This window comes from Geminocystis sp. NIES-3709 (assembly GCF_001548115.1).
In the GTDB taxonomy this organism is placed as follows: domain Bacteria; phylum Cyanobacteriota; class Cyanobacteriia; order Cyanobacteriales; family Cyanobacteriaceae; genus Geminocystis.
On record NZ_AP014821.1, the window covers coordinates 2,219,707 to 2,233,602 of the forward strand.

General features: G+C 34.1%; 12 protein-coding genes. 4 read left to right on the plus strand and 8 right to left on the minus strand.

The genetic code is table 11. The features are described 5' to 3' along the window. Positions 1 to 66: 66 nt before the first annotated feature. Complete coding sequence (locus GM3709_RS09465) at positions 67 to 525, minus strand: DUF2996 domain-containing protein (protein ID WP_066118616.1); 459 nt, start codon at positions 523 to 525, stop codon at positions 67 to 69. A gap of 73 nt (positions 526 to 598) precedes the next feature. Further along, positions 599 to 2,188: a glycoside hydrolase family 57 protein gene (locus GM3709_RS09470; RefSeq protein ID WP_066118618.1), complete on the minus strand. Its 1,590-nt coding sequence runs from the start codon at positions 2,186 to 2,188 to the stop codon at positions 599 to 601. 274 nt (positions 2,189 to 2,462) lie between these two features. Here GM3709_RS09470 and GM3709_RS09475 point away from each other — a divergent pair, with 274 nt between their 5' ends. Beyond that, positions 2,463 to 3,893 carry a TolC family protein gene (locus tag GM3709_RS09475; protein WP_066118620.1) on the plus strand — a complete coding sequence of 477 codons (1,431 nt, stop codon included), beginning with the start codon at positions 2,463 to 2,465 and terminating at the stop codon, positions 3,891 to 3,893. A 90-nt stretch (positions 3,894 to 3,983) separates the two neighbouring features. Here the strand turns inward: GM3709_RS09475 and GM3709_RS09480 are convergent, their stop codons facing one another. From GM3709_RS09480 to GM3709_RS09500, 5 genes are all read right to left on the minus strand, one after another. Continuing rightward, a complete protein-coding gene (locus GM3709_RS09480) occupies positions 3,984 to 4,742 on the minus strand; it encodes an SDR family oxidoreductase (RefSeq protein WP_066118622.1) in 759 nt (252 codons plus the stop codon). A gap of 70 nt (positions 4,743 to 4,812) precedes the next feature. Beyond that, entirely contained in the window at positions 4,813 to 5,472 is a 660-nt protein-coding gene (locus tag GM3709_RS09485; protein ID WP_066118624.1) for an ABC transporter ATP-binding protein, read from the minus strand. A gap of 17 nt (positions 5,473 to 5,489) precedes the next feature. After that, positions 5,490 to 5,753, minus strand: coding sequence for a hypothetical protein (locus tag GM3709_RS09490; RefSeq protein WP_066118626.1), 264 nt, complete (start codon positions 5,751 to 5,753; stop codon positions 5,490 to 5,492). A gap of 45 nt (positions 5,754 to 5,798) precedes the next feature. Next, positions 5,799 to 7,052 (minus strand): hypothetical protein, encoded by a 1,254-nt coding sequence (locus GM3709_RS09495; protein WP_066118628.1) that lies wholly within the window; start codon positions 7,050 to 7,052, stop codon positions 5,799 to 5,801. A gap of 158 nt (positions 7,053 to 7,210) precedes the next feature. After that, a complete protein-coding gene (locus GM3709_RS09500; protein WP_066118630.1) occupies positions 7,211 to 7,984 on the minus strand; it encodes an RNA polymerase sigma factor SigF in 774 nt (257 codons plus the stop codon). 335 nt (positions 7,985 to 8,319) lie between these two features. Between GM3709_RS09500 and GM3709_RS09505 the strand changes: the two genes are divergently transcribed. Both GM3709_RS09505 and GM3709_RS09510 read left to right on the plus strand, forming a co-directional pair. Then, positions 8,320 to 8,928 (plus strand): class I SAM-dependent methyltransferase, encoded by a 609-nt coding sequence (locus tag GM3709_RS09505; protein ID WP_066118632.1) that lies wholly within the window; start codon positions 8,320 to 8,322, stop codon positions 8,926 to 8,928. Positions 8,929 to 9,069: 141 nt separating this feature from the next. After that, positions 9,070 to 9,900: a thermonuclease family protein gene (locus tag GM3709_RS09510; RefSeq protein WP_066118634.1), complete on the plus strand. Its 831-nt coding sequence runs from the start codon at positions 9,070 to 9,072 to the stop codon at positions 9,898 to 9,900. 3 nt (positions 9,901 to 9,903) lie between these two features. On the opposite strand, the gene GM3709_RS09515 is transcribed toward GM3709_RS09510, so the two are convergent. Continuing rightward, positions 9,904 to 11,685 carry an ABC transporter ATP-binding protein gene (locus GM3709_RS09515; protein ID WP_082712972.1) on the minus strand — a complete coding sequence of 594 codons (1,782 nt, stop codon included), beginning with the start codon at positions 11,683 to 11,685 and terminating at the stop codon, positions 9,904 to 9,906. A gap of 271 nt (positions 11,686 to 11,956) precedes the next feature. On the opposite strand from GM3709_RS09515, the gene dxs reads away from it, so the two are divergent. Further along, entirely contained in the window at positions 11,957 to 13,879 is a 1,923-nt protein-coding gene (gene dxs, locus GM3709_RS09520; protein ID WP_066118636.1) for a 1-deoxy-D-xylulose-5-phosphate synthase, read from the plus strand. Positions 13,880 to 13,896: the final 17 nt, after the last annotated feature.

The window sequence follows — 13,896 nt, forward strand, 5'->3', positions numbered from 1 at the left end:
CAATACCTAACATTCACCTTTACCAAAAAACCCTCACCAAGAAATTTTTTCATCTACTGAATTTCATTAATTTCTGGCTAACCATTTTTGACCATTTAAACGCTTAAGAGTAAATAATACCATTAAATCAAGACTAGCCTTGCGCTCATCAATCATAAAAGATTCGATCGTACTTGGCTTTTTGTCGTCAGTAGTACAAGAAAAGGCTTTTTGCCCGTTGATATTTTCTTCTAAAAAATAAAGAGAAAATTGACGAGTTTTTAAATTGCCAATTACTTGCCAACACTCAGGATTAGATTCAAAACCCATTACCGGAATTTTAGCTTTTTTAAAATCTAACTTGACATCTTGTAAACCTTGCTTTTCTAAAGCAGTTTTGAGAGTCGGAGTAAAATGTTGCTCCATAAACTCAGTGAAAGGCTTATCTTCTAAAGCTGGAGGTTTAACTTTTTTCGCAGGTGCAACTTTTGCGTCTGTTACCTCTGGTTTCTTTTTTGTTTCTGTTGCCTTAGTTTCTTCCGTCATAATTTATTTAAGTATAAAAAATTTTTGATAAAGGTAAAAGATAATCAATACCACTTATTACTTATTACTTTAACTAAAGAGGACGATAAACACGATAATCAATATTAGGGAAAATGTTATCAATTTTTTCCACTTTTTCTAACCAACCAGAATCAACTTTTTCTGCCCAAATATCTTCATAAAGTTTATTTAGTCTCAATAAATGACTCTTAGTACGTCTTACGGCATAAGGCACCATTGTACCTGTACGCATAATAAACGCCCAATCTGACGACTGTGCCAATAATAATTCTCTGGCGGCTTGATTTAATGCTCGTAATTGTAACTCATCTGCGGGATCTTTGGTGGACAAATGAATCATCTTTTCGGCCGCTTTGTGTAAATGAGGATAAACCCACGCATTAGTATGATTTAACCAATATTCATGGAAACCTTTATAACCCCAGCTAGATTGTGACGGAATTGCTACTTGTTGAGTCGGATGTCCTTTTAAATAATCCGCCAAGTGAATCATATACAAGGAATCTTGATCAAACCATGCTTTCCGAAAGAGAAAATCAATAAATTGAGGACCTTCATACCACCAATGACCATATAACTCCGCATCATAAGGAGATACGACGATCGGTTCCCGTTGCATCATTCCTGCTAAATGTTGCACTTGTTGAACACGATTGTATAAAAAGTTTCCTGCGTGTTCTGCGGCTTTTTCTTTTGCCCAATAAGGATCATATAAGGCTTTATCTGATAAACCAGCTTGACGACTGGTAATTTTATGATATTTTACCCCGACATTTTTTCTTTGACCATTGGGCATAATATAAGGTTTTATATAATCATAGTCTGCTTCCCATCCCAAATCTTTATAAAATTCTCGATAGACAGGATCACCCGGATAACCAACTTCAGAAGACCAAACCTGTTGTGATGATTCATGATCACGCCCAAAAACTGCCACTCCTGTTTCTGTGAAAATGGGGGCATAAGTACCAAAACGAGGACGAGGACGAGCATATAATAAACCATGACCATCAGTTAAGAAATAACGTAAACCTGCATCGGCTAACATTCTTTCTAAGCCTTCATAATAAGCACATTCAGGCAACCAGATACCCCGAGGGCGCATCCCAAAATTTTCTTCATAACTTTGACAGGCAACTTCAATTTGCGCCCATACTGCTTGAGGATACATTTTCATCAACGGTAAGTAACCGTGAGTTGCACCACAAGTAATAATTTCAACATTATTACTATCTTGAAACTTTTTAAACGCGCTTACTAAATCTCCTTTATATCCTTCCCATATTTTACGGGTTTCGCTAAATTCTTGAGCATAGTACTCGGCAAGATATTTAATATGCCCATTATGCTCATTATGTTCAATTTCTTTTTCAACTAATTCTTGTAATTTTTCTAAATGTTCGCTATATCTTTCTTGTAATAGTTTATCTCGGAGCATAGACACTAAGGGAGGTGTCATACTCATAGTTATTTTAAAATCAACTCCATCACGTTTTAAGCCTTCAAAAACTTGGAGTAAAGGGATATAAGTTTCTGTGATTGCTTCATACAACCACTCTTCTTCTAAGACATAATCACTTTCAGGATGGCGAACAAATGGTAAATGTGCGTGTAGCACGAGGGCGAGGTAGCCAAGAGCCATAATATGTAGATAACTATTTGCTAGTTTTTACAGGTGGACAGATTTAATAAAATTATCTGTCATTAGAATTTTAGGATAAAACGAGCGATGTTTCACAATAGTTAAATTAAAATAATAATCAATTCTCAATTCAATTTTTGAGGAATAGGATATGATCCCTTTTAACAATCAATAATTAAAATTAACTGTCAATAGTCTTGATCAAGATAATATTGTTTATTAGAGAAAGTATAATTTATAATCAGTGTTAAAAAGTAATCATTGCAATATACTAATGTCTTATTTAAAAAGTTTTCCTTTAATTCTCACTTCCTTATATTTAAACTTTGGTTATATAACCCCTATTTTTGCTCAGTCTGCGGATTCTCCCTCTCCTGTCAGTACTAATCAATTTAACTCTAGTGCGAATCCTTTATTATTTCCAACTAAACCTAAAGAGGTAGAAATTGATAAACAACAGTCTATTACATTACAAGAAGCGATCGAAATTGCTTTAAAAAATAATAAGAGTTTACAAGAGGCACGATTAGAGTTAGAAAAAGCAGAAGATGGTTTAAGAGCTTCTTTAGGGGCAGAATTACCCACTGTAGATGGACAATTAGATTTTAACCAACGGGGGGATGATACCACTGCTCAAGGTGGAGATATTTTTAGGAACAGAACACAATTTCTGGGACAATTAGAAGTGGGTTATGAATTGTTCAATGGTGGTCGTCGTAATGCCACGATCGAGCGTTCTCGTAGAGAAGTATATTTCACCAAATTAGATGTAGAAAGAATTTCCGAAGATACTCGTTTTAATGTCACGGACGCTTATTATGAATTGCAAAATAGGGATGCTCAAGTTGCGATCGCACAAGCGGCCATTGAGGATTTTTCCCAAACCTTAAGAGATGCCCAATTATTAGAACAAGCCGGGCTGGGTACAAAATTTGATGTTTTACAGGCGGAAGTTGATTTGGCTAATGCTAATCAAGCTCTTACTAGGGCGATCGCAGACCAAAGAAATGCTAGACGTACCCTAGCAGAAGTCTTAAGTATTGGACAAAATATAGAATTAACTGCCGCCGATGAAATAAAAGAAAATGGAGTATGGGAATATTCTTTAGAAGATAGTATTGTAATGGCTTTTAAAAATAGAGCTGAACTAGAACAATTATTAGTAAGAAAAGAAATTAACGAGCAAAATAGGGAAATTGCTTTATCAGAAATTCGTCCTCAAGTGGGTTTATTTGTTAACTACAACTTTACTAACACTCTGGTAGATACTTTAGAAAATACCGGAAATGCCAATGGTTACAATTTAGGTGCAAGACTTAGATGGCGATTTTATGACGGGGGTACTGCACAAGCAAGGGGAGATCAAGAAACTAGAAATATGGAAATTGATGAAACAAATTTTGCTGATCAAAGAAACAAAATAAGATTAGAAACTGAAACCGCCTATAATACTCTTATTGCTAACAAAGAAAATATTGGCAGTACAGAAAAAGCCGTGATTACCGCCACAGAAAGTCTCCGTTTAGCACGATTAAGATTTCAGGCGGGGGTCGGTACACAAACAGATGTAATCAATGCTCAAAGAAGTTTAACAGAGGCTAGAGGAAACTTTTTACAGGCTATTATCGGCTATAACCAATCCCTGAATGAATTACAAAGAGCAGTTAGTAATTTACCTGATAGTAAGTTATTTGAGATTAGATAATAAAAAATTAACAATTAACAGTTATCAACCATTGGTTAGACAAAAGGTTTTAGGTTGAAAAATATTTTATGTGCAATCTTTTTAAAGAAATTAGGCTAACTTAAAAAGTTCATCCCAGTCGATCGAAATTGATGTATTATCTTCACTTTCTGGCTTGGAAATCAAATCAAAAGCCTTGTTTCTGGCAAAAGGACTATTTAAGGCTTGAATAACCATATTAGCGACATCTCCTCTAGGTATAGATGTGGGAATACCATCAATAGGAGAAGTAATAAATTCATCGTCTTTTCCTACTAATAACTCTCTTTTACCGTCTGGTTTATCTAATAATCCTCCTGCTCGAATAATAGTATAATCAATACCTGAGTCGATTAAATATTGTTCTGCTTTTCTTTTCCAGATTAAAATATTGCCCTTACCAAGACGATTTAGAGGGTGATTTTCATTTGTACCTCCCATTGAACCTACAAGGATAATATGTTCAACTCCAGCCTTTTTACCTGCATCAATCTGATTTTTTTGTCCTAACCAATCTACTTCTTCGGGTTTTCCATTTTCTTCAAAGTTAAATTCGGGGGGTTTTCCTTCCGAGGGAGGAGTTATCATTTTTGGTACGGCACTGGTTAAAATAATTAGGCTTTGACATCCTTGAAGGGCGATCGAGACATCTTCCAATGATAGGATGTTACCAAAGATAAAATTTTCAGTATTAGTAAAAATTTCTTCCGCTTTACTTTTCGATCGAGCAAAAGAAATAACTTGCCAACCATAATCATCGGATTGTAGCTTTTTCACCACTAAAGATCCAGTTCTACCCGTAGCACCTGTAACTAAAACTTTTTTTGTCATATTGTTTAATAAATCTGTTTAAGAATTTAGAATGTGGAGTTAAAGAAAATTCACTATAAACCGTCAATTATCAAATAATTTTACCGTCAGAAAAATTGATAATTTTTTTTGTTTGTTGTGCTACATCATGCTCATGAGTTACTAAAATAATCGTTATATTCTCATCATTCAATTGACGAAATATTTGCATAATTTCTTTTGTAGTTTCGGAATCTAATGCACCAGTAGGCTCATCGGCTAGTAAAATCAGAGGGTTATTTACTATAGCACGAGCGATCGCTACTCTTTGCTGTTGTCCCCCAGAAAGTTGATTCGGTTTATTATTAAGACGATGTTTTAAACCAACTTTTGTCAAAGCGGAAACTGCTCTTTTTTTTTGCTCTAATGGTGATAATCCCGCATAAATCATGGGCAACATGACATTTTCTAAGGCAGTTAATTGCGGTAAAAGGTGGAATTGCTGAAAAATAAAACCAATTTGTAAATTACGCACCTTTGCCAATTGTTTTGAGGAAAAAGAAGCCACATTTTCCCCATTAAGATAATAATTACCCGAAGTAGGTCGATCGAGGCAACCTAAAATATTCATCATGGTGGACTTACCCGATCCAGAAGAACCCATAATAGCACAGTATTCTCCCGATCGAATTTCCAGATTAACCCCTGATAGGGCATGAACTTCTGTTTCTCCACTACCATAGATTTTATAAATGTTCTCTAACTTAATCATGAATAATGGGCAAAGTCCTATGAACTATACTTATTTTCATAGTAGGCTAAAATCTCTTTAACTTTAATTTTCCCATCTTCTGATAAGGGATATTCTACCCGCAACCCCCCGACTTGACTTTGTAAATAATCAAAATCCGTAGCTGTTTGGGGCAACAAATCTGCCTTAACTCCGTCAACCTGTCTTAAATGGGCAACCATTTCTCGATAAACCGCAAGGGGAAGACGATCGAGGGTTATGATAATATGTTCTACTGCTCGATCGGTAGTACTATTAGACAATGTATTTTTGACCTCCTTTAATTTAAGATTATTAATCTATTTCTATCAGTTCCATCCTTCAAAATTCATATCTATTTTTTGTGTACCTTGAAAATCATCAATATTACCAATTGTTCCTCTGAAAAGAGTTTTCTGACCTTTTAAAATAAGCCTTGCTTGTTGTGTTATTGCGGCATCACCTTGAGAAAGATCTCCCTGTTGTAATCCTTGAAAATAGCCAGTCAAAGGGGGTAGTGCTACATTACCAATACTAAGGGTAAAAATCAATGAACTAACCCTTAATGTTTTATTTGTATTGTTACAAACGAAACCAGAAATCTCTACAGTTTGTTTTGGAGTTTGACCTTCTGAACCTATATTAACTATTTTGGGAACAACATCCTCTAAATTGATTAATTTAATACCATCTCTTTCTCTGTTTTTAATATTAAATCGATCTTTGTTTAAATTTGTTTTAAAGGCTGGAGGTTCCTTTTGTTCTGAATCAATTTGAGCTTTTTCGCCTACTCGTTTAACAAAAGTACTGCCGTCTGGTAAACCAAATAAAACACCTCCAGATAAACCCTCCCCTGAAAAATTAACAAAGTTAGGAGTTGCCGCCAAAATTATATTTGGTTGTAAATTATAGGCACTAATTTGTCTAACAAATAAGACGCTATTCTCATAAACAATTGATTCTCCCTCATATACTCGACGAAAACCAGCTTCTTCTCCTAATTTGATTATTGCAACACTTCTCCCATTTACATTAATTATTCCTGAAACTACAATCTCAGGTTCAGGGAAACTTGTTATTCCTTCTGTTGGATTTTCACATAAGCCTATACCACCGCCATGAACATTATTAACCGCATTAACAGCGTTACGATCTTTTGCCCCAACACCTCTAGCAATTGTACGTCCATTAACATTAACTTCACTAAAATCTGTTCCAGATTCTGAACTAGGTGCAGATACTCTGATAATCGCATTTTTGGTTAAAGATTTACTTAATGGTTGATCTTCTCTAACTTTAATTACTGGGGGGGGATTAAAAGAATTGAAAGGATCATTTCTACCTTGATTAATTTGTCTTAATCTTTCTTGGGAATTAGTGGGCGGAATTAAACCTCCTGTACTTCCTATAATCTGATTATTGTTTGGAGTAGTTTCTGGTGTTTCTGTAATTTCTGGAGTGGGAGTAGGAGTAGAATTTTCGGGAATGGGGGGAGTAGAAGAAGTGTCCTCACCTCCTCCGAATAAGCCACACCCTGTTAATAAAAACAGACTAGATATTACTAATAAAGGTATTTTTTTCATTATCAAAAAGAATTTATATAATAACAATTAAATATAGCAATCTTAGACAAATTTATCCCAAAAAATTTCTGATTAACCCTTTGACGTTGCCTAAACAAAAAAGTTTCTCCTCTGCATCATTTAGACGATAGGGGAGAATCAATGTTTTAATCAGTATTTTAAAATTCCTCAGGCTCAATTAAACCTCTCATTTTAGCAATGCCTTTTTTTACTCGTCGAGACACCGTAATAACGCTAATACCTAATTTTTCAGCAGTTTCTTTTTGTGTTAGATCCTGTAAGAAAACGAACTCTAATACTTTTCTCGTACCGTCTTCCAATTGAGACAAAGCATTATTTAATCTGATTTTATCTTCTTGTACTAACTGAAAACTACGGTACTGATTATCAGGTAAACAGTCTGCTAAACTTGTTCGATCGTCCTCATCATTAGTGGTAGCATCTAAACTAATAGGCTCTCTGTTTCGATGAGCTAATTTTACATCGTACCATTCCTCGATCGAGACTCCTAATTCTCTGGCGATTTCTTTATCTGTGGGCTGACGATTTAATTTATTTCTTAACTCTCTTGAAATACGATTAGATTGGGTTTTTAATTCCAAACAACGGCGAGGAATACGAATAGAATAACCCTTATCTCTAAGATAATGTTGAATTTCTCCTCTGATATAAGGTAGTGCAAAAGAACTAAAGGCATAACCTTTTTGAGGATCGAATCTTTCAATGGCACGAAGTAAACCAAGACATCCTACTTGCAATAAATCATCGTAGTTTTCTTGACACTGGTTTATCCAATGACACACTTCCTTTCTTACTAAGCCTAAATTTAGCTGTAAAATGTGATTACGCACTTTGCGATCCTGATTTTCCTGATAAAAGGCAAATAATCTATCATTTTCAACTTTGTACTCGGAAGAAGTTTTGCTATACATGATCTTAAAGGTTACTTATTTACAAGTAAAATACGGATAATTTTGATTTTATATTGATTTTAAAAACTGAGAACCATAGTTTTAAATTTTGAGTATGGTTCTATTATAATTAATAGTCTAAGGTCAAAACAATGGGGTATTTACTGTATTTCGATCGTTAAATCTTGGATAATTTAACTATTTATACGGATACAATGTTAAGTTTGGTTAAACTCGACTTTTGCAATTAATTAATCAGTTTTTTTCATATCGTCATTACTTTTTAGTTTTTACTGTATTTGTTATTACAATTTGTTAAGTTTTTAATTAAAGATTTCATTTAAGAGTTAAAGAGAATGGAACGAGATAATTTCTTCGATTATAAACAACTTTTTTTCGATCGATGGTCTAATTTTTATGATGTAATCTTTACCACTATTTTTTATCAAGCTATTCATAAAAGACTATTAGAATATGTAACTTTATCTAATAATAATTATATTCTTGACCTTGGATGCGGTACGGGAAAACTAATTAATCGTTTAGGAGATAAATTTCCCGAAATAAAAGGAATTGGTGCAGATTTATCACCAAAAATGTTACGTCAAGCAAGACAGGCAAATCGTCATCATCCTCGTTTTATTTTTACTGTAGCCAATGCCTGTAATTTACCTTTTGCCAATAATCAATTTGATGCAATATTTAACACTATCAGCTTTTTACATTATCCCAATCCACAATTAGTTTTTCGGGAAATTAGTAGAGTTTTAAAACCTCAAGGTTATTTTTATTTAGCAGATTATATTACAAAAAATGAGGTTAATGCTATTCCTTTTTCACCAGGAGGTATTCGTTTTTACACTAAGGAATCCAGACAAAAATTAGGGGAAAATGTAGGATTAGTAACTATAGGTCATTATTATCTTTTTAACGGAGTAATTTTAACAATTTTTCACAATATATAACAACTCTACTTTACAGTTAATAAAAGCATTATTTAATATTGATTAATATTTACTATAAAGTATTTAACAGTATTTTTTGATACAACCCAGAAAAAATTGTTCTATAATTGTAGATTATTATTGAGTGTTTGATTAAAAGAAATGTCTTTTACCTTAATCAAAGGCACTTTTCACGCTGTTGGTTATTCCCCTGACGGTGATTCCATTCGTTTTAAAGCGAGTAATATTGAAAATTGGTCAAAATTAATAGGTATTCCTCCCCAATTAAATGAATTTAATCATGTACAAATTCGTCTGATTGGAATTGATAGTTTAGAAACTCATTTTCATCAGTGTAAACAAAGTGTAAAATGGGCGTTAAGTGCCGCTAATTTTTTATTGGAATATCTCGAAATTGACGAAGTTAAATGGAATCAAGAAAAAAATATAATTGTTAAAGCTGATGACAATATTGAAGGTTTTATTTTAGCAAAAAAAACAGATCAACATGGGCGTCCTTTAGCTTTTGTTTTTAAGGGTAAAATAGATGTTATTGATGGAGATATTTTCTTTTTGCCTATAGAATTATTTTTTAAATCTGTCAATTATCAAAGTCTTTTATATGGTGAATCTTATCCTACTTATTATCGTGGTTTAGCACCAACTTTAAGAAGAAAAATGACTTTAGCTGTTAATCAGGCAAGAAAAGAAGATAGAGGTGTTTGGAAGTTTGATTCTACAAATAAAGGTTTTCATGTCTGGGATTTATTTGATGAGGAAAAAAATATAGTTATATTACCTAAATTATTTCGCCGTCTTGTCAGTTATTTAGAAATAAATCAAGAGTTAGAAGGGTTTAAATATTCAGTAGTTAAATCAGAAAAAGTGTTAATTTTACCTGCTCAAACTAAGAAACTTTTTAGGGATATTATTCTTCAAGAAGAAGCGATATTTAAGTTATCAGAATTGCCTGAGAATTTAGTTTATTTATAGATATTAATCATTTAATTGTTGAGCATGGAAACGGGCATATTTACCTTGTCTTAATAATAATTCTTCATGAGTGCCAGATTCAATGATTTCCCCTTGTTCTAGTACTAATATTCTAGTAGCTCTTCTAACTGTAGCTAAACGATGAGCAATTACAAATACAGTTCTTTGCTCCATAATTCGCTCTAAGGCTTCTTGTACAAGGGCTTCAGACTCTGAATCTAAGGCGGAGGTAGCTTCATCTAAAATTAAGATTTGAGGATTAAAGAAAATCGCTCTTGCGATCGCAATACGCTGTCGTTGCCCTCCAGAAAGGCTAACTCCCCTTTCTCCGACATAGGTATAATAACCTTGAGTTAAAGTACTAATAAATTGATGAGCGTTAGCAATTTTTGCGGCTTTTTCTACTTCTTGCAAGTCGAAATTTTTACATCCAAAAGCAATGTTATCAGCGATCGTACCTGAAAAAATGTTAGTATCTTGTGGTACAATACCAATTTGTTGTCTGAGGCTTTTTAAAGTAGCATCTTTAACATTAATATTATCAATTAAAATTTCTCCTGATATAACATCATAAAAACGAGGAAGTAAATTAACTAAAGTAGTTTTACCTGCTCCAGAAGAACCAACTAAGGCAATTACTTCTCCTTTCTTCGCTTTTAAATTAATATTTTTTAAGACTAATTTTTCACTGCTATAACCAAAATTTACATCATTATATTCAACTAATCCATTAACATTTGATAACTGAATTGCGTCTTCTTTTTCTGTGATTAAAGGAGATATTTCTAACAACTCATAAACTCGCTCAACGGAAGCCTGACCTTGTTTAAATTCATTATAATTATTAGTAGTAACAGTAATGGGATCAATTAATAAAGCTACTGCGGCAATATAACTGACAAAATCTGTTCCTGTCATGTTATTTAAAGAGATTTGCCAAGCACCTAAAAAGAATAGAAAAATAATGCTCATTGCCTCTAAAAAACCGACAACAACAAACTGAAGGGCTTTAATTTTCTCTGCGGCAAATTTACTTTTACGATTATTTTCTGCTTCGTGAGCAAATCGATCGATCTCATATTCTTCAGCAGTAAATGCTTGAACTAATCTAATGCCTGAAAAAACTTCCGTAATCAATGCAGATAGGTTTGATATTTTACTTTGACTCTTTCTCGTCAAATCTAATAGCTTACCTCCAAACCAAGTTACTAAAAATGCCATTAAAGGAGCAACAATAAAAGTAGCGATCGTTAACTGCCAATTGACATATACCATGTACCCTAAAACTACAATTAATTGTAAAATACTAGGGATAAATTGCTGAAAAAATTTATTAATAACTTCTCCAATTCGATCGACATCTTCTGTTAAACGATAGGCTAAATCACCAGTTTTTGCTACTTCAAAATAGTTTAAACTTAATTTTTGTAAATGTGCATATACTAACCGACGCAAATCAAGAGTTATTTGAAGTGCCGCTTTAGCCATGAAAGTATCTTGTCCGTATTGTACTGTACCTCTAAGAAAAAAGACAACGGCGGCAAATCCGACAAAGGAGATAATTGAATCTATATCTCCCCGCCCCACATAATCAGCCATACGACCAGCTAACCATGCTAAAATAGGCCAGAAAATAGTAAACCCGATCGTACAAGCAAAAGCAATGCTGATAGTTTTTCTTTCTTGAGTGATATAGGGTAATAAATAGCGAGACTTAGGTGGTAATTTCAAGATACTTTCTAAAATAATTAATTCTCTTTTTATTGATGTTAGGGAAAAACCCATTATTATTATTAGGGATAAATAACAAGAAAACAAGGTGAGGGTGATAATTAGGTGTTAGATGTTAGGTTTTAGGTGTTAGGTTAAATGCAAACTGTTAATTTATTGCAAAGTGGGTTAAAAATTTCTAATTTCTAATTTTTCATCTCGATCGACTATCCAAAATAATGTTTTACTGTAAAGCAAAATAGGCAAAATTAAGACAAAATAAAGAAAGCAGTATTAAGATGATGTATTCAAATTAATCAATTAATAGTATAGGAAATTTAAAATAATGCACTTAAGTGAAATAACTCATCCAAATCAATTACATGGTTTATCCATTCGAGAACTAGAAGATATTGCTCAACAAATACGAGAGAAACACTTAGAAACGATCGCCGCCACAGGAGGACATTTAGGGCCAGGTTTAGGAGTAGTAGAGTTAACCATTGGCTTATATCAGACTTTAGATTTAGACCATGATAAAGTACTTTGGGATGTAGGTCATCAGGCTTACCCCCATAAATTATTAACAGGAAGATACCACAACTTTCACACATTACGCCAAAAAGATGGGGTTGCTGGATATTTAAAACGATCGGAGAACAAATTTGACCATTTTGGAGCAGGACACGCTTCTACAAGTATTTCCGCAGGGCTAGGTATGGCTTTAGCACGGGATAGCAAGGGAGAAAATTACAAAGTAGTATCTATTATCGGTGATGGTGCATTAACTGGCGGTATGGCATTAGAAGCCATTAACCATGCAGGACATTTACCAAATACGAATCTGATGGTAGTGTTAAATGATAATGAAATGTCCATTTCTCCTAACGTGGGCGCAATTTCTCGTTATTTGAACAAAGTACGTTTATCAGATCCTATTCAATTTATTACGGATAATTTAGAAGAACAATTTAAGCATTTTCCTTTCTTTGGTGATGGTGCGAATCTTTCTCCTGAAATGAAAAACCTTAAGGAAGCGATGAAACGCCTTGCCATGCCGAAAGTTGGGGCGGTAATTGAGGAATTAGGATTTACTTATTTTGGCCCTATTGACGGTCATAATCTCAAAGAATTAATTGATACTTTTAACAAAGCTCATAAGGTAAAAGGGCCTGTTTTAGTTCATGTTGTCACTGTCAAGGGTAAAGGTTACAGCCTCGCAGAAAAAGATCAAGTAGGTTATCATGCTCAAAGTCCCTTCAATTTAACTACGGGTAAGCCTATCCCCTCCACAAAACCCAAGCCTCCCAGTTATTCTAAGGTTTTTGCTCATACTTTGACCACTTTAGCCCAAAATAACCCCAAAATTATCGGTATCACGGCGGCTATGGCAACAGGTACAGGTTTAGATAAATTACAACAAAAATTACCTAATCAGTATATCGATGTGGGTATTGCAGAACAACACGCTGTGACTTTGGCGGCCGGTTTAGCTTGTGAAGGAATGCGTCCAGTAGTTGCCATTTATTCCACTTTCTTACAACGTGCCTATGATCAAATTATTCATGATGTGTGCATTCAAAAATTACCAGTATTTTTCTGTTTAGACAGGGCGGGAATTGTCGGTGCAGATGGCCCTACTCATCAAGGAATGTATGATATTTCTTATCTGCGTTGTATTCCTAATCTTGTGATGATGGCTCCTAAAGATGAAGCCGAATTACAGCGTATGATGGTGACAGGAATTAATTATACTAAGGGGGCGATCGCAATGCGTTATCCTCGTGGTAATGGTTTAGGTGTACCTCTTGCTGAAGAAGGTTGGGAAGCACTTGAAATTGGTAAAGGTGAAATATTACGCAACGGTGACGATTTATTATTAATTGGTTACGGCACAATGGTTAATACTGCGATGCAAACCGCAGAAATTCTTAGCGAACACGGTATCGAAGCTACTGTAATTAATGCGCGTTTCGTTAAACCTCTTGATACAGAATTAATTTTACCCTTAGCTGAAAAAATCGGTAAAGTTGTTACCCTTGAAGAAGGCTCATTAATTGGCGGTTTTGGTTCGGCAGTGGGAGAGGCTTTATTAGATAATGGTATCATGGCGAAATTAAAACGTTTTGGCGTACCTGATATTCTTGTTGATCATGCTACACCAAATGAGTCGATCGCAGATTTAGGTTTAACCAGTCGTCAAATTTCTGAGCAAATTTTAAGTTCTCTTTTTGCTCAAAAACCATCTTTAACAACTATTAGCAATTAGAAATTACCAATTAACAA

Coding starts and splice junctions, on each gene's coding strand:
- GM3709_RS09465 (WP_066118616.1), bottom strand. CDS start 525: ATGACGGAAGAAACTAAGGCAACAGAAACAAAAAAGAAACCAGAGGTA.
- GM3709_RS09470 (WP_066118618.1), bottom strand. CDS start 2,188: ATGGCTCTTGGCTACCTCGCCCTCGTGCTACACGCACATTTACCATTT.
- GM3709_RS09475 (WP_066118620.1), top strand. CDS start 2,463: ATGTCTTATTTAAAAAGTTTTCCTTTAATTCTCACTTCCTTATATTTA.
- GM3709_RS09480 (WP_066118622.1), bottom strand. CDS start 4,742: ATGACAAAAAAAGTTTTAGTTACAGGTGCTACGGGTAGAACTGGATCT.
- GM3709_RS09485 (WP_066118624.1), bottom strand. CDS start 5,472: ATGATTAAGTTAGAGAACATTTATAAAATCTATGGTAGTGGAGAAACA.
- GM3709_RS09495 (WP_066118628.1), bottom strand. CDS start 7,052: ATGAAAAAAATACCTTTATTAGTAATATCTAGTCTGTTTTTATTAACA.
- GM3709_RS09500 (WP_066118630.1), bottom strand. CDS start 7,984: ATGTATAGCAAAACTTCTTCCGAGTACAAAGTTGAAAATGATAGATTA.
- GM3709_RS09505 (WP_066118632.1), top strand. CDS start 8,320: ATGGAACGAGATAATTTCTTCGATTATAAACAACTTTTTTTCGATCGA.
- GM3709_RS09510 (WP_066118634.1), top strand. CDS start 9,070: ATGTCTTTTACCTTAATCAAAGGCACTTTTCACGCTGTTGGTTATTCC.
- GM3709_RS09515 (WP_082712972.1), bottom strand. CDS start 11,685: ATGGGTTTTTCCCTAACATCAATAAAAAGAGAATTAATTATTTTAGAA.
- dxs (WP_066118636.1), top strand. CDS start 11,957: ATGCACTTAAGTGAAATAACTCATCCAAATCAATTACATGGTTTATCC.